This window comes from Pseudomonas sp. MC6, from assembly GCF_054790575.1.
The window spans coordinates 3,998,424-4,022,930 of the sequence record NZ_CP186504.1; the positions used below are offsets into that span (position 1 = coordinate 3,998,424).

Annotated in this window: 27 protein-coding genes; 13 read left to right on the forward strand and 14 right to left on the reverse strand. The window is 58.9% G+C overall.

What is annotated here, in order from left to right; all coding sequences use genetic code 11:
• Window positions 1-12: 12 nt before the first annotated feature.
• The 3 genes from cysN to ACOYXE_RS18005 all read right to left on the reverse strand — a co-directional run bounded on the left by cysN (window position 13) and on the right by ACOYXE_RS18005 (window position 3,844).
• Entirely contained in the window at window positions 13-1,911 is a 1,899-nt protein-coding gene (gene cysN, locus ACOYXE_RS17995; RefSeq protein ID WP_160055889.1) for a sulfate adenylyltransferase subunit CysN, read from the reverse strand.
• A gap of 9 nt (window positions 1,912-1,920) precedes the next feature.
• Window positions 1,921-2,838, reverse strand: a complete 918-nt coding sequence (cysD, locus tag ACOYXE_RS18000; protein WP_007912374.1) for a sulfate adenylyltransferase subunit CysD — start codon at window positions 2,836-2,838, stop codon at window positions 1,921-1,923.
• Window positions 2,839-3,085: 247 nt separating this feature from the next.
• Complete coding sequence (locus tag ACOYXE_RS18005; RefSeq protein WP_077571140.1) at window positions 3,086-3,844, reverse strand: Nif3-like dinuclear metal center hexameric protein; 759 nt, start codon at window positions 3,842-3,844, stop codon at window positions 3,086-3,088.
• A 103-nt stretch (window positions 3,845-3,947) separates the two neighbouring features.
• On the opposite strand from ACOYXE_RS18005, the gene algW reads away from it, so the two are divergent.
• The 3 genes from algW to ACOYXE_RS18020 all read left to right on the forward strand — a co-directional run bounded on the left by algW (window position 3,948) and on the right by ACOYXE_RS18020 (window position 8,031).
• Entirely contained in the window at window positions 3,948-5,105 is a 1,158-nt protein-coding gene (gene algW / locus ACOYXE_RS18010; RefSeq protein ID WP_064387994.1) for a Do family serine endopeptidase AlgW, read from the forward strand.
• 88 nt (window positions 5,106-5,193) lie between these two features.
• Entirely contained in the window at window positions 5,194-7,299 is a 2,106-nt protein-coding gene (locus ACOYXE_RS18015) for a TonB-dependent siderophore receptor (RefSeq protein ID WP_160055887.1), read from the forward strand.
• A gap of 12 nt (window positions 7,300-7,311) precedes the next feature.
• Entirely contained in the window at window positions 7,312-8,031 is a 720-nt protein-coding gene (locus ACOYXE_RS18020; RefSeq protein ID WP_405122297.1) for a DUF4198 domain-containing protein, read from the forward strand.
• A gap of 208 nt (window positions 8,032-8,239) precedes the next feature.
• Here the strand turns inward: ACOYXE_RS18020 and hisC are convergent, their stop codons facing one another.
• From hisC to ACOYXE_RS18070, 10 genes are all read right to left on the reverse strand, one after another.
• Entirely contained in the window at window positions 8,240-9,292 is a 1,053-nt protein-coding gene (hisC, locus tag ACOYXE_RS18025; RefSeq protein ID WP_160055883.1) for a histidinol-phosphate transaminase, read from the reverse strand.
• 3 nt (window positions 9,293-9,295) lie between these two features.
• On the reverse strand, window positions 9,296-10,633 hold the full coding sequence (gene hisD, locus ACOYXE_RS18030; RefSeq protein WP_160055881.1) for a histidinol dehydrogenase: 1,338 nt from the start codon (window positions 10,631-10,633) through the stop codon (window positions 9,296-9,298).
• A gap of 125 nt (window positions 10,634-10,758) precedes the next feature.
• Window positions 10,759-11,394, reverse strand: coding sequence for an ATP phosphoribosyltransferase (gene hisG, locus ACOYXE_RS18035; protein ID WP_007912384.1), 636 nt, complete (start codon window positions 11,392-11,394; stop codon window positions 10,759-10,761).
• Between the two features lie 124 nt (window positions 11,395-11,518).
• On the reverse strand, window positions 11,519-12,784 hold the full coding sequence (gene murA / locus ACOYXE_RS18040; RefSeq protein WP_007912385.1) for a UDP-N-acetylglucosamine 1-carboxyvinyltransferase: 1,266 nt from the start codon (window positions 12,782-12,784) through the stop codon (window positions 11,519-11,521).
• Between the two features lie 22 nt (window positions 12,785-12,806).
• Window positions 12,807-13,046, reverse strand: a complete 240-nt coding sequence (locus tag ACOYXE_RS18045) for a BolA family protein (protein WP_008085051.1) — start codon at window positions 13,044-13,046, stop codon at window positions 12,807-12,809.
• 115 nt (window positions 13,047-13,161) lie between these two features.
• Window positions 13,162-13,467, reverse strand: coding sequence for an STAS domain-containing protein (locus tag ACOYXE_RS18050; RefSeq protein ID WP_150792348.1), 306 nt, complete (start codon window positions 13,465-13,467; stop codon window positions 13,162-13,164).
• Entirely contained in the window at window positions 13,464-14,105 is a 642-nt protein-coding gene (locus ACOYXE_RS18055) for an MlaC/ttg2D family ABC transporter substrate-binding protein (RefSeq protein WP_160055879.1), read from the reverse strand. The genes ACOYXE_RS18050 and ACOYXE_RS18055 overlap by 4 nt, the downstream gene beginning before the upstream one ends.
• 11 nt (window positions 14,106-14,116) lie before the next feature.
• Entirely contained in the window at window positions 14,117-14,584 is a 468-nt protein-coding gene (mlaD, locus tag ACOYXE_RS18060; protein WP_007912400.1) for an outer membrane lipid asymmetry maintenance protein MlaD, read from the reverse strand.
• Window positions 14,584-15,381, reverse strand: a complete 798-nt coding sequence (gene mlaE, locus ACOYXE_RS18065; protein WP_003221704.1) for a lipid asymmetry maintenance ABC transporter permease subunit MlaE — start codon at window positions 15,379-15,381, stop codon at window positions 14,584-14,586. Before mlaE ends, mlaD begins: the two co-directional genes overlap by 1 nt.
• A complete protein-coding gene (locus tag ACOYXE_RS18070; RefSeq protein WP_007912403.1) occupies window positions 15,381-16,190 on the reverse strand; it encodes an ATP-binding cassette domain-containing protein in 810 nt (269 codons plus the stop codon). The genes mlaE and ACOYXE_RS18070 overlap by 1 nt, the downstream gene beginning before the upstream one ends.
• Before the next feature lie 275 nt (window positions 16,191-16,465).
• On the opposite strand from ACOYXE_RS18070, the gene ACOYXE_RS18075 reads away from it, so the two are divergent.
• The 10 genes from ACOYXE_RS18075 to ACOYXE_RS18120 all read left to right on the forward strand — a co-directional run bounded on the left by ACOYXE_RS18075 (window position 16,466) and on the right by ACOYXE_RS18120 (window position 23,492).
• Window positions 16,466-17,440: a KpsF/GutQ family sugar-phosphate isomerase gene (locus ACOYXE_RS18075; RefSeq protein ID WP_007912405.1), complete on the forward strand. Its 975-nt coding sequence runs from the start codon at window positions 16,466-16,468 to the stop codon at window positions 17,438-17,440.
• Window positions 17,440-17,964, forward strand: coding sequence for a KdsC family phosphatase (locus ACOYXE_RS18080; RefSeq protein WP_007912407.1), 525 nt, complete (start codon window positions 17,440-17,442; stop codon window positions 17,962-17,964). Before ACOYXE_RS18075 ends, ACOYXE_RS18080 begins: the two co-directional genes overlap by 1 nt.
• A gap of 8 nt (window positions 17,965-17,972) precedes the next feature.
• Window positions 17,973-18,545, forward strand: a complete 573-nt coding sequence (gene lptC / locus ACOYXE_RS18085) for an LPS export ABC transporter periplasmic protein LptC (RefSeq protein ID WP_007912413.1) — start codon at window positions 17,973-17,975, stop codon at window positions 18,543-18,545.
• Window positions 18,532-19,077 (forward strand): lipopolysaccharide transport periplasmic protein LptA, encoded by a 546-nt coding sequence (lptA, locus tag ACOYXE_RS18090; RefSeq protein WP_007912414.1) that lies wholly within the window; start codon window positions 18,532-18,534, stop codon window positions 19,075-19,077. The genes lptC and lptA overlap by 14 nt, the downstream gene beginning before the upstream one ends.
• A complete protein-coding gene (gene lptB, locus ACOYXE_RS18095) occupies window positions 19,077-19,802 on the forward strand; it encodes an LPS export ABC transporter ATP-binding protein (RefSeq protein ID WP_008085069.1) in 726 nt (241 codons plus the stop codon). Before lptA ends, lptB begins: the two co-directional genes overlap by 1 nt.
• Window positions 19,803-19,989: 187 nt before the next feature.
• The gene (locus ACOYXE_RS18100; protein WP_405122299.1) at window positions 19,990-21,483 is read left to right on the forward strand and encodes an RNA polymerase factor sigma-54; all 1,494 of its coding nucleotides are present in this window, start codon (window positions 19,990-19,992) and stop codon (window positions 21,481-21,483) included.
• Window positions 21,484-21,556: 73 nt separating this feature from the next.
• A complete protein-coding gene (hpf, locus tag ACOYXE_RS18105; RefSeq protein WP_047299778.1) occupies window positions 21,557-21,865 on the forward strand; it encodes a ribosome hibernation-promoting factor, HPF/YfiA family in 309 nt (102 codons plus the stop codon).
• An 11-nt stretch (window positions 21,866-21,876) separates the two neighbouring features.
• Complete coding sequence (ptsN, locus tag ACOYXE_RS18110; RefSeq protein WP_460926370.1) at window positions 21,877-22,341, forward strand: PTS IIA-like nitrogen regulatory protein PtsN; 465 nt, start codon at window positions 21,877-21,879, stop codon at window positions 22,339-22,341.
• Window positions 22,342-22,343: 2 nt separating this feature from the next.
• The gene (gene rapZ, locus ACOYXE_RS18115) at window positions 22,344-23,201 is read left to right on the forward strand and encodes an RNase adapter RapZ (RefSeq protein WP_122597937.1); all 858 of its coding nucleotides are present in this window, start codon (window positions 22,344-22,346) and stop codon (window positions 23,199-23,201) included.
• 15 nt (window positions 23,202-23,216) lie between these two features.
• On the forward strand, window positions 23,217-23,492 hold the full coding sequence (locus ACOYXE_RS18120; RefSeq protein ID WP_008085079.1) for an HPr family phosphocarrier protein: 276 nt from the start codon (window positions 23,217-23,219) through the stop codon (window positions 23,490-23,492).
• A gap of 91 nt (window positions 23,493-23,583) precedes the next feature.
• Here ACOYXE_RS18120 and ACOYXE_RS18125 read toward each other — a convergent pair whose 3' ends face one another.
• Window positions 23,584-24,477, reverse strand: a complete 894-nt coding sequence (locus tag ACOYXE_RS18125) for a ZIP family metal transporter (protein WP_460926371.1) — start codon at window positions 24,475-24,477, stop codon at window positions 23,584-23,586.
• Window positions 24,478-24,507: the final 30 nt, after the last annotated feature.

The following is a 24,507-nucleotide window of genomic DNA, read 5'->3' on the forward strand; positions in this document are numbered from 1 at the left end:
GGCAGCTAATGCTTAAATCGCGCCACGCTGACGCAGCAGATCCAGCACTTGCTTGACGCTTTCTTCCAGACTCAGCGTCTGCGTGTCGATCACCAGATCGGCATTCAGCGGCACATCGTACGGGAAGGATTCGCCCGGGATGTTGTCGCCAGCGGCGGCATACAGACCTTGCGGATCACGCTCGGCGCACACGGCCGGCGAGGCCTGAACGTAGACCGTCAGCAGACGATCCTTGCCGATCAGATCCTTCGCCTGCTCACGCCCTTCAGCGCTTGGCGCGACGAACGAGGCCAGGGTCAGCAGACCTGCTTCGTTGAACTGACGCGCGACGTGCGCGGCACGACGCCAATTCTCGGTGCGACCGGCGCGATCCTGTGGCAGGCCTTTGTTCAGGTCCTGACGCAAGTTCTGGCCATCCAGCACAAACACCGCACGCCCCATGTCGAACAGCTTGCGCTCGACCGCATAAGCCAGTGTACTTTTGCCCGCGCCCGACAGGCCGCTGAACAGCACGGTCGCCGGTTGCTGGCCGAAGCGCTGAGCACGCTCTTCAGTCGCCACGTGCGCCAGTTTGCCGTGGTGCGTGGCAGTGCCATGCGTCACTGGCTGCGCGACGATCATGCCGGCGCCAACGGTGCCGTTGGTCAAGCGGTCGATGATGATGAACGCGCCGGTGGTGCGATTGCTTTCGTAACCGTCGAGGGCGATTGGCGCATCAAGTGCAATCTTCACCTTGCCGATTTCGTTGAGCTGCAACGCGCTCGCCGGGCCTTCTTCCAACGTGTTCACGTCGACCTTGTTAACGATGCTGGCAATCGAGCCCGGCACGTAACTGGTGGCGCGTTTGATGTCGTATTTCTTGCCCGGCAGCATCGGCTCTTCAGCCATCCACACCAGCATCGCTTCGAAGCTGTCGGTGACCGGCGGCACGTTGTCGGCATGCACCAGCAGGTCACCACGGGAGATGTCGATTTCGTCTTCCATGGTCAGCGTTACGGCCTGACCTGGACCGGCGTGTTCCAGCTCACCTTCGAAAGTGACGATGGATTTCACCCGGCTGCTTTTGCCCGACGGCAGCACCACGACTTCGTCACCCTTGTGCACGATGCCGCTGGCCAGCGTGCCGGCGAAACCACGGAAGTTCAGGTTCGGACGGTTGACGTACTGCACCGGGAAACGCAGATCGGTGAAGTTGCGATCGCCCGCGACCTCCACGGTCTCGAGGATTTCCATCAACGACTGGCCTTTGTACCAAGGCGAGCGCTCGGACTTGTTCACCACGTTGTCGCCTTTTAGGGCAGACATCGGCACGAAGTGCATGCTGGTCGGCTTCATCTTCAAGCCTTCGGCGAACTTCAGGTAGTCAGCCTTGATCGACTCGAACACACCTTCATCGAAGCCCTTCAAGTCCATCTTGTTGATGGCGACGACGATGTGTTTGATCCCCAACAGGGAGGCGATGAAGCTGTGGCGACGGGTCTGGGTCTGCACGCCGTAACGCGCGTCGACCAGAATGATCGCCAGGTCACAGGTGGACGCTCCGGTGGCCATGTTGCGGGTGTACTGCTCATGGCCGGGCGTGTCAGCGATGATGAATTTGCGCTTGGCGGTGGAGAAATAGCGGTAGGCGACATCGATGGTGATGCCCTGCTCCCGCTCGGCCTGCAGACCGTCGACCAGTAATGCCAGATCGATATCGTCACCGGTGGTGCCGACTTTCTTCGAGTCGCGGGTGATCGCTTCGAGGTGATCTTCGTAGATCATCTTCGAGTCGTGCAGCAAGCGCCCGATCAGGGTGCTCTTGCCGTCATCGACGTTACCGCAGGTCAAAAAGCGCAGCAGTTCCTTACGTTCGTGCTGGCCCAGGTAGGCGAGGATGTCCTCGCTGATCAAATCAGAAACATGCGACATGACAGCCCCTTAGAAATAGCCTTGACGTTTTTTATCTTCCATCGAGCCTGCGCCATCGTGGTCGATGACTCGGCCCTGGCGCTCGGAAGTTCGCGTCAGGAGCATTTCCTGGATGATGTCCGTCAGGCTTTCGGCCTCGGACTCCACGGCCCCCGTCAACGGGTAGCAGCCAAGGGTGCGGAAACGCACTTTCTTTTTGACGATGCGCGCTTTGTCTTCGTCGGACAGGTGCTCAAGGATGCGCTCGTCGTCGATCATGATCAGCGTGCCGTTCTTCTCGATCACTTCGCGTTCGGCGGCGAAGTACAACGGCACAATCGGGATGCCTTCGAGGTAGATGTACTGCCAGATGTCCAGTTCGGTCCAGTTTGACAAAGGGAATACGCGAATGGATTCGCCCTTGTTGACCTTGCCGTTGTAGACGTTCCACAGTTCTGGACGCTGGTTTTTCGGGTCCCAGCGGTGCTTGCTGTCGCGGAACGAGTACACGCGCTCTTTGGCACGGGATTTCTCTTCATCGCGACGGGCGCCGCCGAACGCTGCGTCGAAACCATGCTTGTCGAGTGCCTGCTTCAGGCCTTCGGTTTTCATGATGTCGGTGTGCTTGGCGCTGCCGTGGGTGAACGGGTTGATGTTCTGCGCCACGCCATCGGGGTTGATGTGGGTGATCAGGTCCAGGCCCAGTTCTTCGACCATCTTGTCGCGGAACTTGTACATTTCCTGGAATTTCCAGCGGGTGTCGACGTGCATCACCGGAAACGGCAGTTTGCCCGGGAAGAACGCCTTGCGTGCCAGGTGCAGCATCACGGCGGAGTCTTTACCGATGGAGTACAGCATCACCGGGTTATCGAACTCGGCGGCCACCTCGCGGATGATGTGGATGCTTTCCGCCTCCAGCTGTTTCAGATGCGTCAGTTTGTCGACCATGGCTACTCACGAAAACTTTCTTATGAACGGCCAGCGGGCCGTGTTCGAGCGGGGAATCCTAGCACAGCGACCTCTTCTAATCAGGACGCCAACTAGATCGAAAGGGCATATGAATATGCCCACTCGTTTGGGCGATGACGGTCCTGTAGGAGCTGCCGAAGGCTGCGATCCTTTGATCTGGTCTTTTAAAAAACAAGATCAAAGGATCGCAGCCTTCGGCAGCTCCTACACAGGTGAGTGGCGTTCGTCAGATCGGGTTGGGGCAGTCGATGAAGATGTGTTCGACGGCAAAGCGTTTCGCCAGGTAGTCGCCCAGCGCCTGTACGCCGTAGCGCTCGGTCGCGTGGTGGCCGGCGGCGATGAAGCTGATGTCGTTTTCGCGGGCGCTGTGGAAGGTCTGCTCGGAGGCTTCACCGCTGAGATACAGATCGACGCCCGCCGCGACGGCCTGATCGATATAGCCCTGACCACCGCCGGTGCACCAGCCAACCCGGCGAATCATCGGATTGCCTTCAATCAGCAAAGGTTCTCGACCCATCACTTCTTGCACCTTGCGGGCGAAATCGCGAGCGGTCAGCGGTTCTTTCAAAGACCCGACCAGACCAACGATTTTGAGATTGTCCGGGTCCAGCGGGCCTTCCACAGTGATGTCCAGTTGACGCGCCAGTTGCACGTTATTGCCGACATCGGGATGCAAATCCAGCGGCAAGTGGTAAGCGAGCAGACTGATATCGTGCTTGAGCAACGTCTTCAGTCGACGCTGCTTCATGCCAGTGACGCAAGGGTTCTCGCCCTTCCAGAAATAACCGTGATGCACCAGCACCAGATCGGCCCCGGCCTCGACGGCAGCGTCCAGCAACGCCTGGCTGGCCGTGACGCCACTGACGATACGCATCACCTGAGGACGGCCCTCGACCTGCAATCCGTTCGGGCAATAATCGGCAATTTTCGCACTGCCGAGGTAACGGTCGGCTTCTTCGACGAGGGTGCTGAGGGCAACGGCCATGAAAGACTCCTAAATATCCCGTTCAGAGGCACGCGCGGCCTCGTATAATGCGCGACATTATGGGCGGTCTGACCCCGCCTGCAACTCTTCCAGGACGTGCTTAATGTTCAAGGCGCTGCGTTTTATGGGCTGGCCGTTGTTGGCCGGTGTGCTTATCGCTCTGTTGATTATTCAGCGTTACCCGCAGTGGGTCGGGCTGCCGAGCCTCGACGTCAACCTGCAACAGGCCCCGCAAACCACCAGCGTGCAGCAGGGGCCGGTGTCCTATGCGGACGCGGTGACCATCGCCGCGCCATCAGTGGTCAACCTCTACACCACCAAAGTCATCAACAAACCGGCGCATCCACTGTTTGAAGATCCGCAGTTCCGGCGTTTCTTCGGTGATAACTCGCCGAAGCAGAAACGCATGGAATCGAGCCTCGGTTCCGGCGTGATCATGAGCCCGGAAGGCTACATTCTCACCAACAACCACGTGACCAGCGGTGCCGACCAAATCGTCGTGGCGCTGAAGGATGGCCGCGAAACCCTCGCCCGCGTCATCGGCAGCGATCCGGAAACCGACCTCGCGGTGTTGAAGATCGATCTGAAAACCCTGCCGGCGATCACCGTCGGCCGCTCGGACAACATTCGTATCGGCGACGTCGCGCTGGCCATCGGCAACCCGTTCGGCGTTGGCCAGACCGTGACCATGGGCATCATCAGCGCCACCGGGCGTAATCAGCTGGGCCTGAACAACTACGAAGACTTCATCCAGACTGACGCGGCGATCAACCCGGGTAACTCCGGCGGCGCGCTGGTCGATGCCAACGGCAACCTCACCGGCATCAACACGGCGATTTTCTCCAAGTCCGGCGGTTCGCAGGGCATTGGCTTTGCGATCCCGGTGAAACTGGCGATGGAGGTGATGAAGTCGATCATTGAGCACGGTCAGGTGATTCGTGGCTGGCTGGGCATTGAAGTGCAACCGCTGACCCAGGAACTGGCCGAGTCGTTCGGTTTGTCCGGGCGTCCGGGGATTGTCGTCGCGGGGATCTTCCGCGATGGCCCGGCACAGAAGGCCGGCCTGCAATTGGGCGATGTGATTCTGAGCATCGATGGCGAGCCAGCCGGTGATGGCCGTCGTTCGATGAACCAGGTCGCGCGGATCAAACCGACTGACAAAGTGACGATTCAGGTGATGCGCAACGGCAAAGAGCTCAAGCTCACCGCTGAAATCGGCCTGCGTCCGCCACCGGCGCCGGTGAAAGAAAAAGAAGAATAAAATTTTCTTCGCGCTAAGCACGCGAATAAAAGACATTCTCAACAGGCATGTTATATTGTTTCAATTCTAAGAATTGGAACAACATAACATGTCGTCTCGAACAAAGGCCTCACTGCTCGGCCTGAGCCTTGGTCTGCTGGTCGACCCAGCCTTCGCCGAAGAATCCAAACCCCTCGAACTGGACGCCATCAGCGTCATCTCCGACTACGAATCGCCGACCGGCCCGGTCAAGGGCTATCGCGCCACACGTTCATCCAGTGCAACCAAAACCGACACCGCGATCCGTGATATCCCGCAGGCGATCAGCGTAGTGCCCGCCAGCGTGCTCAAAGATCTGGGCAGCACCAGTGTCGAGCGCGCGCTGGATTTTGCCGGTGGCGTATCGAAGCAGAACAACTTCGGCGGCCTGACGCTGTACGAATACAGCGTGCGCGGCTTCACCACCTCGGAGTTCTACAAGGACGGCTTCAGCGCCAATCGCGGCTATCCGAGCACACCGGATGCGGCCAACATCGAGCGCATCGAAGTGCTCAAAGGGCCCGCCGCCAGTTTGTATGGCCGAGGCGATCCCGGCGGCACGGTAAACATCGTCACCAAGAAACCGCAGCCCGAAGCGTTCACCACCCTACAGACCAGCGCCGGCAGTTGGGACCGCTATCGCACCGCGCTGGACGTCAACACGCCACTTGATGAACAAGGTGATGTGCTTTCGCGGATCAACCTCGCAGTCGAAGATAACAACAGCTTTCGCGATCACGTCGACAGCAAGCGTGTGTTCGTCGCGCCTTCGATCAGTTGGCAATTGAACCCGGACACGTCGCTGTTGGTGGAAAGCGAGATCGTCCGTCACAGCTCCACCTTCGATCGCGGCATCGTCGCGCCGAACAACAAATGGAGCGGCGTGCCGCGCTCGACGTTTCTCGGTGAACCCAACGACGGCAACATCGATAACCACAACAATCTGCTTCAGGCCACGTTGGAACATCACCTCAACGACAGCTGGAAACTGCGCCTGGCCAGCCACTACAAGGAAGGCAAACTCTGGGGCGACGCCTCGGAACAACGGGCGCTGAACGCCGACGGCCACACGGTCAACCGTCGCTTGCGCGAACGCGATACAAGTTGGCACGACAGCATCACCCAACTGGAATTGCGCGGTCTGTTCGACCTCGGTCCTTGGCAGCATGAACTGCTGATCGGCACCGAGTATGAAAACTTCCGCAAGAACGAGCGCGTCACCACGATTGCTGGCGGCCCGTACGCCATCGACATCTATAAGCCGATCTACGGCAAGCCAAAACCCAACGGCGCACGCTCGGGCAGCGATTTTTTCGAACACGTCGAAAGTCATGCACTGAACCTGCAGGATCAGATCATCTTCACCGACAAATTGCGCGGAATGATCGGCGCACGTTTCGAACATTTCGACCAGCGCATCGACGATCACAGCCGTAACGCCAAGAGCAGTCAGCGCCATGACGCCCTCACCCAGCGCGCCGGCCTGCTCTACCAACTGACGCCGAACACCGGCCTGTTCGCCAATGCCTCGACCTCTTTCAAACCGAACAACGGCCTCGACGCCTCCGGAAAATCCTTCGACCCGGAAGAAGGCGTCGGCTACGAAGTCGGGATCAAGAACGAGTTGTTTGACGAACGCCTGAGTAGCACCCTCGCCTTCTTCCACATCGACAAGGAAAACGTCCTCGCCCTTGATCCTGGCACCGACACCAGCCGCGCCATGGGCAAGGCGCGCAGTCGTGGTTTCGATCTGCAAGTCACCGGACAGGTCACCGACGCTGTACGAGTCATTGGTGCCTTTGCCTACATTGACGCAGAAGTGACCAAGGGCGACGCGGCAATTCCCACCGGCAGTCGCATCCTCGGCGTGGCCAAACGCAGCGGCAGTCTGCTCGGGGTTTATGAGTTCCAGGATGGCCATTTGCGCGGCTCGGACGTCGGCGCAGCGTTCACTTATGTCGGCGACCGCTCCGGAGAATCCGGCAGCGACTTCGAATTGCCGGCCTACCAGACCGTCGACCTGCTCGCGCATTACAAGGCCAGCGACAACGTCACTGTCGGCCTGAACCTGAACAACCTCTTCGACGAGAAGTATTACGAGCGCTCCTACAGCAACTACTGGGTCAACCCCGGCGAACCGCGCAACTTCACCGTCAGCCTGACACTCAACCTGTAAAAGGACGTCACCATGCAATTCGGCAAAACCTTTGTGCTGATCGCCGCGCTGTTCGTAGGCGAAGTCTCGGCCCATGGCCTGTGGACCGAACAACGGCGCGGCAATATCGAAGTGGTTTATGGCCATGGCGCCGAAGACAACGCGTTCAAGGCACAAAAGATCAGCGGCGCCTGGGCTTATGACGCGGGCGGCAAGATGATTCCGGTGAGCGTCGAGCGCCTGACGGATCACGCACGACTGAAACCACTGAAAGCTCCGGCAGTCCTGGCCGTAGCGCTGAACAACGGCATGTGGTCGCAGACAGCTGACAAGAAGTGGATCAACCAAGGTCGCAGCAAAGTGCCTGGAGCTATCGAGGCGACGGAGACGTTCAAATACAGCCTGGCGATTTATCAGCCGGGGGCGAAGTTGCCGAAGCTGGATCAGATCAAATTGTTGATTCTGCCGGAGGTTGATCCGCTGACGGTTGGGCCGGGCAAGTCATTGCCGGTGCGGGTGTTGCTCGATGGCAAACCGGCGGCTGGGGTGAAGTTGATTGGCGACTATCGCAGTGCGCCGAACACGTTGAGCACCGAGACTGACAAGGAGGGTCGGGCGCAGGTGCTGGTGAGGAATGAAGGGTTGAATGTGATTGCGGCGCAGGTTGAGGTGCCGGTGAAGGGCAGCGCGGATGTGGATAGTCGTGGGCTGTTTACCTCACTGACTTTCCTTGGCGAGCCGCATCACGAATAAAAGCACACCCTCATCGGAAACGCCGCCCGCCCAGCCCTCTCCCGGAGGGAGAGGGAGCCGACCGAGTTGTCTTGCGAAGTACGTCGACCTGAAAGACCGAGTCGATTATGGATTCGGTACAGCACTTTCACGTCGACGAAGCTCTGCAATATCCCCCAATCAGTCCCCTCTCCCTCTGGGAGAGGGTTAGGGTGAGGGGCTCTTGCTTTTAGAGGTCGCCAAGCCCATCGATCAACGCCTGATTCTGCTCCGGCGTGCCAATCGAAATCCGCAGGAACTGCGCAATCCGCTCCTGCTTGAAGTGCCGCACGATTACGCCCTGCTCGCGCAATTTAGCCGCCAGCCGCGCCGCATCATGCTGCGGATGCCTCGCGAAAATGAAGTTCGCCGCCGAAGGCAATACTTCAAAACCCTTGGTCTGCAATTGCGCAATCACCCACTCACGGCTCTCGATCACCAGTCGGCAGGTCTTGTCGAAATGCTCGCGATCCTCGAACGCCGCCGCCGCGCCGACAATCGCCAGACGATCCAGCGGATATGAGTTGAAGCTGTTCTTGATCCGCTCCAGTGCCTCGATCAGGTCCGGATGCCCCACCGCAAAGCCCACACGCAGGCCCGCCAGCGAGCGCGACTTGGACAGGGTCTGCGTCACCAGCAGGTTCGGATAACGATCCACCAGACTGATCGCCGTTTCGCCACCGAAGTCGATGTACGCCTCGTCTACCACCACCACCGAATCCGGGCTGGCCTTGAGGATCTGCTCAACCGCGTCCAGCGCCAGCAGGCAACCGGTGGGTGCGTTCGGATTCGGGAAAATGATCCCGCCATTCGGCTTGGCGTAGTCTGCCGGGTCGATCTGGAACTGCGCATCCAGCGGGACCGCATCAAACTCGATGCCGTACAAACCGCAATACACCGGATAGAAGCTGTAGCTGATGTCCGGGAACAACAGCGGCTTATCGTGTTGCAGCAAGCCGTGAAAAATGTGCGCAAGCACTTCATCCGAACCGTTGCCGAGGAACACCTGATTGCTCTGCACACCGTAGTATTTGGCGACGGCAGTTTTCAGCAGGTCGCTGTTCGGGTCCGGGTACAGACGCAGGTTGTCATTCAGTTCAACCTGCATCGCTGCCAAGGCTTTTGGCGACGGGCCGTACGGGTTTTCGTTGGTGTTGAGCTTGACCAGTTTGGTCAGCTTCGGCTGTTCGCCCGGCACGTACGGCACCAGATCCTTGACGAACGGGCTCCAGAATTTACTCATCGCTCAGTTCCCCTGCCCTTGTAGAAAGTCTTCGTCTTTGATGCGGTATTCGGCGCTGCGTGCATGGGCGCTCAGCGATTCGCCACGGGCCAGCACCGATGCCGTTTTGCCCAGCTCGGAAGCACCAGCCTCGGAGCAGAAGATGATCGACGAACGTTTCTGGAAGTCGTACACGCCCAGCGGCGAAGAGAAGCGCGCGGTGCCGGAGGTCGGCAGCACGTGGTTCGGGCCTGCGCAGTAGTCGCCCAGCGCTTCGGAGGTGTGACGGCCCATGAAGATCGCACCGGCGTGGCGGATCAGCGGCAGCCAGGCTTGCGGGTCAGCGACCGATAACTCCAGGTGTTCCGGGGCGATGCGGTTGGCGACTTCGATGGCTTGGGCCATGTCCTTCACGTGAATCAGTGCGCCACGGCCATTGATCGAGGTTTCGATGATGGTCGCACGGTCCATGGTCGGCAGCAGTTTGTCGATGCTCGCGGCGACCTTGTCGAGGAACTCGGCGTCCGGGCTGACCAGAATCGCCTGCGCATCTTCGTCGTGCTCGGCTTGCGAGAACAGGTCCATGGCGATCCAGTCCGGATCGGTCTGGCCGTCGCACACCACGAGGATTTCCGAAGGGCCGGCGATCATGTCGATGCCGACCTGACCGAATACGTGGCGCTTGGCGGTGGCGACGTAGATGTTGCCCGGGCCAACCACCTTGTCTACTTTCGGCACGCTTTCGGTGCCGTAGGCCAACGCGGCAACGGCTTGCGCGCCGCCGATGGTGAACACGCGGTCAACGCCAGCGATGCACGCCGCCGCCAGCACAAGCTCGTTGATCTCACCACGCGGGGTCGGCACGACCATGACCACTTCGGTCACGCCAGCGACCTTGGCCGGAATCGCGTTCATCAACACCGACGACGGATACGACGCCTTGCCGCCCGGCACGTACAGGCCGGCACGATCCAGCGGTGTGACCTTTTGGCCGAGTACCGTGCCGTCGGCTTCGGTGTAGCTCCAGGAATCCTGTTTCTGTTTTTCGTGGTAGCTGCGCACGCGGGCCGCCGCTTTTTCCAGTGCTTCGCGCTGCTGCACAGTGATGCGCGTCAGCGCCAGTTCCAGACGCTCGCGCGGCAGGATCAGGTCAGCCATCGACGCGACTTCGAGGCCGTCGAACTTCTGGGTGAACTCGACCAGCGCCGCGTCACCACGTTCGCGCACAGCCTTGATGATGTCCAGCACACGCTGATTGACCGAGTCGTCAGACACACTTTCCCAGCTCAGCAGATGATCCAGATGATGCGCGAAATCCGGGTCAGCAGCGTTGAGTCGGCGAATTGCAGTCGTTGCGGTCATAGCGAGAGCCTCATAGGAATGGCAAAAAACTCAGGCGCCCGAAACTATCATTCGATCCGCTTAGGCACCTGAGAATTCTGGCTATGAGGCGGATAGACGGCGCGACCTGGGGTCGCGCAGGTAAATCAGCCGCGGTGTCGCGATTCCACTGCGTTGCGCAGGGTATCGATCAACGCCTGGATTCGGGCGTGTTGCATTTTCATCGAAGCCTTGTTGACCACCAGGCGCGAGCTGATCGTGGCGATCAGTTCCTGAGGTTCCAGGCCGTTGGCGCGCAGGGTGTTGCCGGTGTCGACCACGTCGATGATCTTGTCAGCGAGACCGATCAGCGGCGCCAGTTCCATCGAACCGTAGAGCTTGATGATGTCGACCTGACGGCCCTGCTCGGCGTAGTAACGCTTGGCAACGTTGACAAATTTGGTCGCCACACGCAGACGGCCCTTGGGCTCAGGCGCGCCGATCTTGCCGGCAGTCATCAACTTGCACTGAGCGATCTGCAGATCCAGTGGCTCGTACAGACCCTGACCGGTGTATTCCATCAACACGTCTTTACCGGCAACGCCGAGGTCAGCCGCGCCATGTTCGACATAAGTCGGCACATCAGTGGCGCGCACGATCAGCAGACGAACGTCGTCCTGCGTCGTGGGGATGATCAGCTTGCGGCTCTTGTCCGGATTCTCGGTCGGCACGATGCCCGCTTCGGCAAGAAGCGGCAGAGTGTCGTCAAGGATGCGGCCCTTGGACAGTGCGATGGTCAACATGGGAAACGTCAGTCCTTATCAAGGTACTCATGTCCGGTCGCAATCGGCGCCGGACACACATCGAGCCGGAAACCGGCTCGACTCTTAAAATCAGTGGACACGTCCCTGTGTCCCAATGCAGCAATCAGCCCGGAACGCGACGGATCTTGGCGCCCAGCATCTGCAGTTTTTCTTCGATGCACTCGTAACCACGGTCGATGTGGTAGATGCGGTCGATCAGCGTATCGCCTTCGGCAACCAGAGCCGAGATCACCAGGCTGGCCGAAGCACGCAAGTCGGTGGCCATGACTGGCGCACCTTTGAGGACTTCAGTACCGGTAACGATGGCAGTGTTGCCTTCGACCTGAATCTTGGCGCCCATACGGTGCAGTTCGTACACGTGCATGAAACGGTTTTCGAAGATCGTCTCGATCACCGCACCCGTGCCTTCGGCAATGGCGTTGAGCGAGATGAACTGCGCTTGCATGTCAGTCGGGAAAGCAGGGTACGGTGCAGTGCGCACGTTGACCGCTTTCGGGCGCTTGCCGTGCATGTTCAGCTCGATCCAGTCTTCACCACAGGTGATTTCTGCGCCGGCTTCACGGAGTTTTTCCAGAACGGCTTCGAGGATGGTCGGATCGGTGTCCTTGACCTTGACGCGACCACCGGTCACGGCAGCGGCAACGAGGTAGGTGCCGGTTTCGATACGGTCAGGCATGACCTTATAGAAAGCCGAACCCAGACGCTCGACGCCATCGATGGTGATGGTGTCGGTGCCAGCGCCGGAAACCTTGGCGCCCATGGCGTTGAGGAAGTTCGCCAGGTCAACCACTTCAGGTTCGCGAGCGGCGTTCTGCAACACGCTGCGGCCCTTGGCCAGAGCAGCGGCCATCATGATGTTCTCGGTACCGGTCACGCTGACGGTGTCGAAGAAGAAGTGCGCACCACGCAGGCCACCTTCAGGCGCCTTGGCCTTGATGTAGCCGCCTTCAACGTCGATCACCGCGCCCATGGCTTCGAGGCCACGGATGTGCAGGTCAACCGGACGCGAACCGATGGCGCAACCGCCAGGCAGGGCGACTTCGGCTTCACCGAAACGGGCAACCATCGGACCCAGAACCAGGATCGACGCACGCATGGTTTTCACCAGTTCGTACGGCGCGATCAGGGTCTTGATGGTGCGTGGATCGATTTCGACGCTGAGTTTCTCGTCGATCACCGGCTCGATGCCCATGCGACCGAACAGCTCGATCATGGTGGTGATGTCGTGCAGGTGCGGCAGGTTGCCAACGGTCACCGGGCCATCGCACAGCAGGGTGGCGGCCAGTATCGGCAGGGCGGAGTTTTTTGCGCCGGAAATGCGGATCTCGCCATCAAGACGAGCGCCACCGGTAATAATCAATTTATCCATAAGAATCTCGACGCCCTTAGGCTCAGGTGCGCTCGGCCCAGGCCGCGCTGCTGAAAAATTTCATAGTGACCGCATGGATGCTGCCATCGGTGATCCATGGGTTCAAATGGGCATAGACCTGCTGCTGACGCTTCACCGGGCTCAACGCCGCCAGTTCATCGCTAATCACGTTCAGCTGGAAATTGCAGCCTTCGCCCTCAACTTCTACCAACGTTCCGGGCAGCTTTCCTTCAAGGAAGCTCTTCACTTCTACGGCCTGCATGCTCAACCTCAATCGGCGCCCTGTGCGCACGGGTCGGACATCATACAAAAAAGCCCCGCGCCTGCGAACCCCGCATGGCAGGACTCTGACGGGGGGCTTCTTTATAGATGTGGGTTCAGGGGTGCGCCAACAGTTCGGTCAGTTCACTGACCTGAGCAATTTCGCGCATGTCTTCGGGCATCGCACGGATGCTGACAGCCTTGCCGGCCGCATTCGCATCGCGCATGAAGCACAGCAGCAACGACAAGCCGACGCTGCTGGACTTCTTCACCGCCGAGCAATCGATCACCAGCGAAGCAGCCTTGCTGGACTTGATCAGCGTCTGGCCTTGCTTGCGCAGGTCGGCACCGGTGCGATAGTCCAGCACTCCGCTGAGCAGAAGCTCGTCGACATCACTCATACGAACTGCGGCCTCACTCATTGCGCGGGTTTCTCGGTGGCTTCTTTGGCCTTGGCCACTTCACCGGCCCAACCATTGATGGTCTTGTCCAGATCGTTGCCATTGCGCTGCATCGCGTCGGCGAACTGATCACGGAACAGTTTGCCGATATTGATGCCGTTGATGATCACGTTGCGCAGCTTCCACTCGCCGTTGATCTTCTCCAGCGTGTACTGCACAGGATAGATTGCGCCGCTGCTGCCCTTGACGGTCATGTTGACGCTGGTGCGGTCACCCGATTCGTCCTTGGCAGGGTCAACGGTAATGCCCTGGTTGTTGTACTCAAGCAGAGCGTTGCCGTAGAACTGGAACAGGCCTTTCTTGAAGTTTTCCTGGAAGGTCTGCATCTGCGCCGGCGTGGCCTTGCGCGAATACTTGACCGTCATGATGCTCTTGGAAATGCCTTCGGCGTCCACCACTGGCCCGACGATGCTGTTGAGCGCCGCGTAGAAATCAGTCGGATCCTGCTTGTATTTCTCTTTGTTGGCAGCCAGGTCGGCCAGCAGTCGGGTGGTAGTGTCCTGCACCAGTTCATGCGCGGATTGCCCAGGCGCAGCGTTAGCCATCAGTGGCAATGCCGCGAGCAACACCAACAGGCCACGTCGCAAGGTAGAAATCATTCAAAAGCTCCTCATTTGGCGTCTTTGCTAACGGTATTGAGCAGGAATTTACCGATAAGATCTTCCAGTACCAGTGACGACTGCGTGTCATGGATGGTTCCACCATCCTTTAACGGTTTGTCTTCCCCGCCGACGCTGATACCGATGTACTTCTCGCCCAGCAGACCAGCGGTCAGGATAGACGCTGTGGAGTCGGTCGGAAGATTGTCGACCTTTTTATCCACTTGCAGAGTGACCCGACCGGTGAAGCTGTCGCGATCCAGATCGATCGCCGTGACCTTGCCGATAGTTACACCGGCCATGGTCACTTTGGCTCTGACCGTCAAACCGGCAATATTGTCAAAGTAGGCATAAAGTTTATAGGTGTCGGTGGTCGAAGTCGGAGACAGACCACTGACCCGCAAAGCAAGCAGCAACAAAGCCAGGATCCCTGCCAGCAGGAACAGGCCGACACCGATTTCCAGGGTGCGGTTTTGCATCAGAAATCTCCAAACATCAAAGCGGTCAGAATAAAGTCCAGGCCGAGCACTGCCAGAGAGGCAAACACCACGGTCTTGGTAGTGGCACGGCTGATTCCCTCGGAAGTGGGCTCACAGTCGTAGCCTTGGAATACGGCGATCCAGGTCACTACAAAGGCAAAAACGATACTTTTAATCACGCCATTGAGCACGTCACTGGTGAAATTCACGCTGTTCTGCATGTTCGCCCAATAAGAGCCTTCATACACACCCAGCCAGTCGACAGCCACCCACGAACCGCCCCAAATCCCGACCACGCTGAAAATCATCGCCAGCACCGGCAGGGAAATGAAACCGGCCCAGAGGCGCGGGGCAATGATGTACTTGAGCGGATCGACGCCGATCATTTCCAGACTGGAAAGCTGTTCGGTGGACTTCATGTTGCCGATCTCGGCAGTCAGTGCAGAACCGGCACGACCGGCGAACAACAGTGCCGTCACCACCGGACCCAGTTCACGCAAGAGGGTCAGTGCGACCATCTGCCCTACGGCCTGTTCCGAACCGTAGCTCGACAGAATGCTGAAGCCCTGCAGCGCCAGCACCATGCCGATGAATATCCCGGAGACGACGATGATCACCAGCGACATCACGCCGACCGAATGCAGTTGCTTGACCAGCAGGCCGAAGCCACCGCTGATCCCGCCACGCCCCAGCAGGGCATGAAACAGAAACAGCGTCGCACGACCGAACACCGCAACGGCGTCGATCGCCGCCTCGCCGAACCGGCGCACGCGCTCTATTAATGAAATTCTGCGCATCAGCGCTTCCCCAGAAGATCTGCGCGGTAATCCGTCGCTGGAAAATGGTACGGCACCGGGCCATCGGGATCGCCGGTCATGAACTGACGGATACGCGGCTCGTCCGAATTCATCAACTCGTCCGGCGTACCCTGCCCAAGCACCTGACCATCACCAACAACATAGATGTAGTCGGCGATGCTCGCGGTTTCAGCCAGATCGTGGGACACCACGATACTGGTGATCCCCAGCGCATCGTTGAGCAGACGGATCAGACGGACCAGCACGCCCATGGCGATCGGGTCCTGGCCGACGAACGGTTCGTCGTACATGAGGATCTGCGGATCGAGCGCAATCGCCCGCGCCAGTGCGACACGGCGCTTCATGCCACCGGACAGCTCATCCGGCATCAACTCGATGGCACCGCGCAGACCGACCGCCTGCAATTTGAGCAGGACGATGTCGCGGATCATTTCTTCCGGCAAATCGGTATGAACACGCAGAGGGAAAGCCACGTTCTCGAACACGTCGAGATCGGTGAACAGCGCGCCGCTTTGAAACAGCACACCCATGTGCTTTCGCGCATCGAACAGATCGCTGCGCGAAAGCGCAGGCAGGTTCTGGCCGTTGACCCAGACTTCGCCGCTGGCAGGACGCAATTGTGCGCCCATCAATCGCAGCAGCGTGGTCTTGCCACACCCGGAAGGTCCCATGATGCCGGTGACCTTGCCGCGCGGGATGCGAATATCGACGTTATTGAAAATGCTGCGCGCACCGCGCTTGAAGGAGACTCCCTTCAGCTCGACCGCGTAGGCGTTATCGGCACTCATCTAAACTCCTTGCGATGCAGCCTCTCACTCGGACGCCTGTCTTTACTTAAAAAGTACGTACATCCCGGGCAGGCCGAACTGGCGGCGAACTATATCACTGCAAAGGCTGCGCGCCCAAGGCTTGTACCGCCCTGTGTTCGGCGATATGACAGGCTTGGAGGCTGTTTTGCCGGGTTTTGGTAACGAGGAATGACAAAGCACGACGAACTTGCGTGAGGCTTTGCAACATAACCGCTATAATCGCCGCCTTTTCATCGGGCTATACGATTTCTGACATGAGCCAATCCAGCGACCTGATTCAATCGGCACAACGCACCATCCAACTCGAAGTGGAAGCCGTACAAGGCTTGTTGCCCCATATCGACGCCGATTTCGTACGCGCTTGCGAGATGATTCTGGCCAGTAAAGGCCGTGTAGTCGTGGTCGGCATGGGAAAATCCGGGCACATCGGCAACAAGATTGCCGCGACCCTGGCCAGCACCGGCACCCCGGCATTTTTCGTGCACCCGGCCGAGGCCAGCCATGGCGACATGGGCATGATCACCCGCGACGACGTGATCCTGGCCCTGTCGAACTCCGGCTCGACCAATGAAATCGTTACCCTGCTGCCGCTGATCAAACGCCTGGGCATCCAGCTCATCAGCGTCACCGGCAACCCGCAATCGCCGCTGGCCAAGGCTGCCGAGGTCAATCTCAACGTTCACGTCGAGCATGAAGCCTGTCCGCTTAACCTGGCCCCGACCTCCTCGACCACCGCAGCGCTGGTCATGGGTGACGCGCTGGCTGTAGCACTGCTGGAAGCACGCGGTTTCACCGCCGAAGATTTCGCGTTCTCACACCCGGGTGGTGCTCTTGGTCGTCGCCTGTTGCTGAAGGTGGAAAACGTCATGCACGCCGGGCAGGAATTGCCGCAAGTACAACGCGGCACGTTGCTCAAAGACGCATTGATGGAAATGACTCGTAAAGGTCTGGGCATGACCGTCATCCTTGAAACTGACGGTAAACTGGCTGGAATCTTCACTGACGGCGACTTGCGCCGCACGCTGGATCGCAGTATCGACATTCGCAGCGCCACCATCGACCAGGTAATGACGGCCCACGGCAAGACTGCACGGCCAGAGATGCTGGCCGCCGAAGCCCTGAAAATCATGGAAGATCACCGAATCAACGCACTGGTTGTTGTGGACGAAGAGGATCGCCCGGTCGGCGCCTTCAACCTCTCCGATCTGCTGCGCGCAGGAGTCATGTAATGAGTAACGATCTGCTGCAACGCGGCAAAGCGATCAAACTGGCGGTTTTCGACGTCGACGGCGTCCTCACCGACGGGCGCCTGTATTTCCTTGAAGACGGCAGCGAATTCAAGACCTTCAATACCCTCGACGGACAAGGCATCAAAATGCTGATGAACGCTGGCGTGCAGACCGCTATCATCAGCGGCCGCAAGACCCCGGTGGTCGAGCGTCGAGCGAAAAATCTGGGGATTCCCCACCTGTTTCAGGGCCGTGAAGACAAATTGGTTGTTCTCGACGGTCTTCTTGAGCAACTGGGCCTAAGCTACGAAGAGGTCGCCTATCTGGGCGATGACCTGCCCGACCTGCCGGTGATCCGCCGCGTTGGCCTGGGCATGGCGGTGGCCAACGCTGCCGATTTCGTCCGCGAACACGCCCATGGTGTAACCCGAGCCCGTGGTGGCGAAGGTGCCGCCCGCGAATTCTGCGAATTGATCCTGCGCGCCCAGGGCCGCCTTGATGCGGCCAATGCCGCGTACCTGTGAGCCAAACCATGTTCAGCAAAAAATTTCGCAACTTCCTGCTGTTCGGCTGCATCGCGGCGATATTCGCCGCGGTTGGCTACTGGAACATCAGCCCGGAACGCTTCCTCGACAAGCCACCGGTCACCTCGGTCGAAACACCTATCGACTGGTATGCAACCAACACGCATACCCTGCAATATTTGCCGGACGGCAAAGTGCAGTACGAAATGACTTCCGACAAGGCCGAGCACGTCAAGGCTACCGATGTCACCCTGGTCACAAAGCCGGACCTGAACATGTATCGCGGCACCGACTTCCCTTGGCACGTGACCAGCGAACGCGGCGAAGTGAACTCGGGCGGTACCGAAGTTGAACTGATCGATTCGGTACGCGTACAGCGCACCGATGAGAAAAAACGCGGCACTCTGATCACCAGCACCCGCATGACCGTGTTCCCGCAGCAAGAATATGCGCAGACCGAGCAACCCGTTAGAATCGAGGGTGCTGGCGGTGTATCGACTGGCGTCGGAATGAAAGCGTACCTGAAGGAAAGCAGGATACACCTGCAATCGAACGTAAGAGGACAGTATGAGGCTCGTTAAAACCCTCCCTATTTTGCTCAGTCTGGGCGCAGCACTGGGAAGCGTGAGCGCCTGGGCTCTGCCGAACGATCAGCAGCAACCTATCCGCATTCAGGCCGACGACGCCCAACTGGATGACAAGAACGGCATCGCCACCTATAAAGGTGATGTGATCATTACCCAGGGTTCGATGATCGTTAAAGGCAACACGGTGACCATCACCCGTACGCCGGCTGGCGATATCGACGTCGTGACGTCGGTGGGCAACCTCGCCTACTTCGAACAGCTGCAGACTCAAGGTGATGCCAAGCCTGTACAGGGCTGGGGCGTAACGATCCAGTACCACGCTGCGCAAAACCGCGTCGTGCTGATCGACAAGGCCAAGGTGGTCGACAAGGACAACAACACGACGCAAGGCGAGAAAATCGTCTATGACACCGTGAAGAAACTGGCCAGCGCCGGTCGCGCTACCGGCAGCAAGGTCACCGAAGCGCGTCCGCGCATCGATATGGTGATCCAGCCGAAGAAGAAAACCGACGAGAAAACCCAGTAATGGCAACTCTGAAAGCTCAGCACCTGGCCAAGGCCTATAAAAGCCGCCAGGTCGTGCGTGATGTCAGCCTGTCGATCGACAGCGGCCAGATCGTCGGCCTGCTCGGCCCGAACGGCGCCGGCAAGACGACCTGCTTCTACATGATCGTCGGCCTGGTACAGGCCGATCAGGGCCGCGTGCTGATCGATGATCTGGACGTCAGCCACCAGCCGATGCACGGTCGTGCCAAGGCCGGGATCGGCTATCTGCCGCAAGAAGCGTCGATCTTCCGCAAACTGTCGGTGGCCGACAACATCATGGCCATACTCGAGACCCGCCAGGAGCTCGACAAGGCCGGCCGTCGCAAAGAGCTGGAAAGCCTGCTGCAGGAATTCCACATCAGTCACATCCGCGACAACCTCGGCATGAGCCTGTCCGGTGGTGAACGCCGCCGGGTGGAGATCGCTCGCGCGCTGGCAACGGCACCGAAATTCATCCTGCTCGACGAACCGTTCGCCGGTGTCGATCCGATCTCGGTCGGCGATATCAAGCAGATCATCCACCACCTCAAGGCCAAGGGCATCGGTGTACTGATCACCGACCACAACGTCCGTGAGACGCTGGACATCTGCGAAACCGCTTACATCGTCAACGACGGTCAGTTGATTGCCGAGGGCGATGCAGAAACCATCCTGGCCAACGATCTGGTCAAGGAAGTGTATCTGGGCCACGAGTTCCGCCTGTAAGCGCAACAGTGCCCGGTGCGCCGCCCGGGCGCTGTATCGATTCAAGCAGGATTTAATACGCTTTAATTGTTACAGCGCTCTAGGCAAACACTTCAGTTTCAGGCATATAATTTGCTTAAGTTTGGCGCTTCGGCGCCCTGTAGTGGATGGCGCATAGCGCCGGCGAATAAGGTGTTAAGCCCCTGCCATGAAACCATCGCTAGTCTTGAGAATGGGCCAGCAGCTGACGATGACACCGCAGCTGCAACAGGCCATCCGTCTGCTCCAATTGTCGACCCTGGATCTGCAACAGGAAATCCAGGAGGCGCTGGAATCCAATCCGATGCTCGAACGCCAGGAAGAAGGCGAAGACTTCGACAATTCCGACCCCATGGCCGACAACGCCGAACAGAAGCCCAACACCGAGATCCAGGAACCCTCCTATCAGGAAACCGCCCCGACGGTCGACAATCTCGAGGACGGCGAATGGAACGAGCGTATTCCCAACGAACTTCCGGTCGACACCGCCTGGGAGGACGTCTACCAGACCAGTGCCAGCAGCCTGCCCAGCAGCGATGATGACGAGTGGGACTTCACCACCCGCACTTCCGCCGGCGAGAGCTTGCAAAGCCACCTGCTGTGGCAACTGAACCTTGCACCGATGTCCGACACCGATCGCCTGATCGCGGTCACCCTGATCGACTGCATCAACAATCAGGGCTACCTCGACGAAACTCTCGAAGAGATCCTCGAGGCGTTCGACCCGGAACTGGACATCGAACTGGACGAAATCGAAGCCGTCCTGCACCGCATTCAACAATTTGAACCAGCCGGTATCGGCGCCCGCAACCTCGGCGAATGCCTGCTGCTGCAATTGCGCCAGTTGCCTGCCAAGACCCCGTGGCTGGCGGAAGCGAAACGTCTGGTCACCGACTACATTGACCTGCTCGGCGGCCGCGACTACAGCCAGTTGATGCGCCGCATGAAGCTCAAGGAAGACGAGCTGCGCCAGGTCATCGAGTTGGTGCAGAGCCTTAATCCACGCCCGGGTTCGCAAATCGAATCCACCGAAGCCGAGTACGTCGTCCCTGACGTTATCGTACGCAAGGATAACGAACGCTGGCTGGTCGAGCTCAATCAGGAGTCGGTGCCACGCCTGCGCGTCAACGCCCAGTACGCCGGTTTCGTCCGTCGTGCCGACACCAGCGCCGACAACACCTTCATGCGCAATCAGTTGCAGGAAGCTCGCTGGTTCATCAAGAGCCTGCAGAGCCGCAACGAAACCCTGATGAAAGTAGCCACCCAGATCGTCGAGCATCAGCGCGGTTTTCTGGAGTACGGCGACGAAGCCATGAAGCCGTTGGTCCTGCACGATATCGCTGAGGCGGTCGGCATGCACGAATCGACAATTTCCCGGGTGACCACGCAAAAATTCATGCATACCCCACGCGGTATTTATGAACTGAAATACTTTTTCTCCAGCCACGTCAGCACCTCCGAAGGCGGCGAATGCTCGTCCACGGCGATCCGCGCGATCATCAAAAAACTGGTTGCCGCGGAAAATCAGAAAAAGCCGTTGAGTGACAGCAAGATCGCTGGTTTACTGGAGGCACAAGGCATTCAGGTGGCTCGCCGCACCGTCGCCAAGTACCGCGAATCCCTCGGGATCGCGCCTTCGAGCGAACGCAAGCGGTTGATGTAAGCCACGTTACAGCGTTCCAGTGGCAGGCTATCCAGCCTGCCGCTTTATGCACTGGCAACGAAGGAGAAGCTGTATGCAAGTCAACATCAGTGGACACCAACTGGAAGTGACCGAACCTCTGCGCGACTACATCAATGAGAAACTTCAACGATTAGAGCGCCATTTCGACAAGATCACCAACGTGCAAGTCACGATGTGCGTCGAAAAGCTTAAGCAGAAAATCGAAGCCACCTTGCATATCCCCGGCAGTGAAGTGGTCGCCAACGCAGAACATACCGATATGTATGCCGCGATCGACGCCTTGACCGACAAGCTGGATAAACAACTCAAAAAGCATAAGGAAAAGACCCAGAGCCTGCTCCAGGGCGCGACCGGTCGATAACCCCCCATTCCATGATCCGACTTGAAAGTATCCTGACCCCCGGCCGTTCCCTCGTGAACGTGCCGGGTGGCAGTAAAAAGAAAGCCCTCGAACAAATTGCCAACCTGATCGCCCGCGAAGTGCCGGCTCTGGAGATGCAAGATGTCTTCGAGGCGTTGATTGCCCGTGAAAAACTCGGTTCCACCGGTTTTGGCAACGGCATCGCCATTCCTCACTGCCGTCTCAAGGGTTGCGAAGCGCCTATCAGTGCGCTGATGCACCTTGAAGCACCTATTGATTTCGACGCCATCGACGGTGCGCCGGTTGACCTGCTGTTCGTATTGCTGGTCCCGGAAGCCGCCACCGATGCGCATCTGGAGTTGCTACGTCAGATCGCCAGCATGCTGGATCGTAAGGAAGTGCGCGAAAAGCTGCGTAGCGCACCGAGTAGCGAAGCCTTGTATCAGGTCGTCCTGAGCGAGCAGAACGGGCATTAATCATGCGTTTGATCATCGTCAGCGGCCGCTCCGGCTCGGGTAAAAGTACGGCTCTGGATGTCCTTGAGGACAACGGCTATTACTGCATCGACAACCTGCCCGCAGGCTTGCTGCCGGAACTGGCCGAACGTGCGCTGATTCATACTGAGCTGGCGCAACCGCTGGTGGCCGTGTCGATCGATGCGCGTAACCTGCCGAGTCATCTGACGCGCTTTCCCGAGCTGCTCGAAGATGTCCGCGCCAAGCACATCCAGTGCGATGTCCTGTATCTGGACGCCGACGAAGAAACCCTGCTCAAGCGTTTCTCCGAAACCCGCCGTCGCCACCCGCTGAGCAACGCCAATCGCTCGCTGGCCGAGGCGATCCAGGATGAAACCGCCCTGCTCGGCCCGATTGCCGACCTCGCGGACCTGAAGATCAACACCACCAATCTGAACCTGTATCAGCTGCGCGACTCGATCAAGCTGCGCCTGCTGAACCAGCCGGAGCCGGGCACGGCGTTTCTGGTGGAGTCATTCGGCTTCAAACGCGGCATGCCGGTAGACGCGGATCTGGTATTCGATGTGCGCTGCCTGCCCAATCCGTACTGGAAGCCGGAGCTGCGTGCGCAATCGGGTCTCGATGCGCCGGTGGCGGAATATCTGGCGGCGCAGCCGGAGGTCGAAGAAATGTTCCAGGACATTTTCGCCTACCTGCACAAGTGGCTGCCGCGCTTCGCTGCGAGCAACCGCGCCTACGTCACCATTGCCATTGGCTGCACCGGCGGACATCACCGCTCCGTCTACCTGACTGAACGACTGGGTCAGGCCCTGCAGAAAACCCTGAAGAACGTCCAGGTTCGCCACCGCGACCTCACTTAAAGGATTCACACCGCGATGCCTGCTCTGGAAATCGAAATCATCAACAAGCTGGGCCTGCATGCCCGCGCATCGGCCAAGTTCGTCGGGGTGGCTGGGCAGTATCCGGATTGCACGATCAGGGTGGGCCGCACGCCAGAGACTACGGTCGATGGCAAAAGCATCATGGCGATGATGATGCTGGCGGCTGGCAAGGGCACAAAGATTTATTTGAGTACTGAAGGGCATCAGGAACAGGAAGCGCTGGATGCGCTGGTGGCGTTGATCAACAACTACTTCGATGAAGGCGGCTGACAGCCAAAATCAAAAGATCGCAGCCTGCGGCAGCTCCTACACTGAACGCATTCCAATGTAGGAGCTGCCGCAGGCTGCGATCTTTTGATCGTCAACCTAATGCGGTATCCATCACCATCATCAGACAAAACCCGATCAACAGGCCAAGGCTGGCCAGTTTGTCATGACCATGGCGCCGTGACTCCGGGATGACCTCGTGGGTCACCACCAACAACATCGCCCCCGCCGCCAGTGCCAGACCTAATGGCAGCAGCACCTGCGCCAGACCTACCAGCCACGCACACAGCAACGCAAACACCGGCTCGACCAGACCTGACGCCGCGCCGATCAGGAACGCCTTGACCCGCGACATTCCTGCCCCGGCCAATACCAGCGCAATCACCAGACCTTCCGGCACATCCTGCAGGGCAATGCCCATGGCCAGGCTGTCCGCATCCGGCATGCCGCCGCCAGCAGACACGCCGACAGCCATGCCTTCCGGAATGTTATGGGCAATGATGGCGAACACGAACAACCAGATCCGTGGAGGAATCACCGGATGCTCCGGCGTCCCCACCAGCATTTCCGGTGAGGCTCCGGACAGCTGACGATCGACTAGATACAACCCGAACGCACCCAGCATGATGCCGAAACAGATCAGTCCACTGGCGCCCCACGGTGTCAGACCAAGGTTTCCGGCAGCGGCAATGCCCGGCACAATCAGCGAAAACGCCGTAGCGGCCAGCATCACACCCGCGCCAAAACCCAGCAAGGTATCGCTGAGTGCCTGTGGCATGCGCCGAATCACCAGCACCGGCACCGCGCCAAGCGCCGTGCCGAGGGCGCAGATCGCGCCACCCTGCAACGCCCGCGACAGCCTCGGTTGCAGATTCAGCCATTCCAGCCCGTGGGCAACCAGCAAGGTCATGCCCGCCAACAGCAACAGCGATCCCACTGCGTAACGAAACATACGCCCACTTCCGATCGCCAGTGTTTCAGTGCCCATAGTCAGCCTTGGATTGTTTTTATAGAAGAC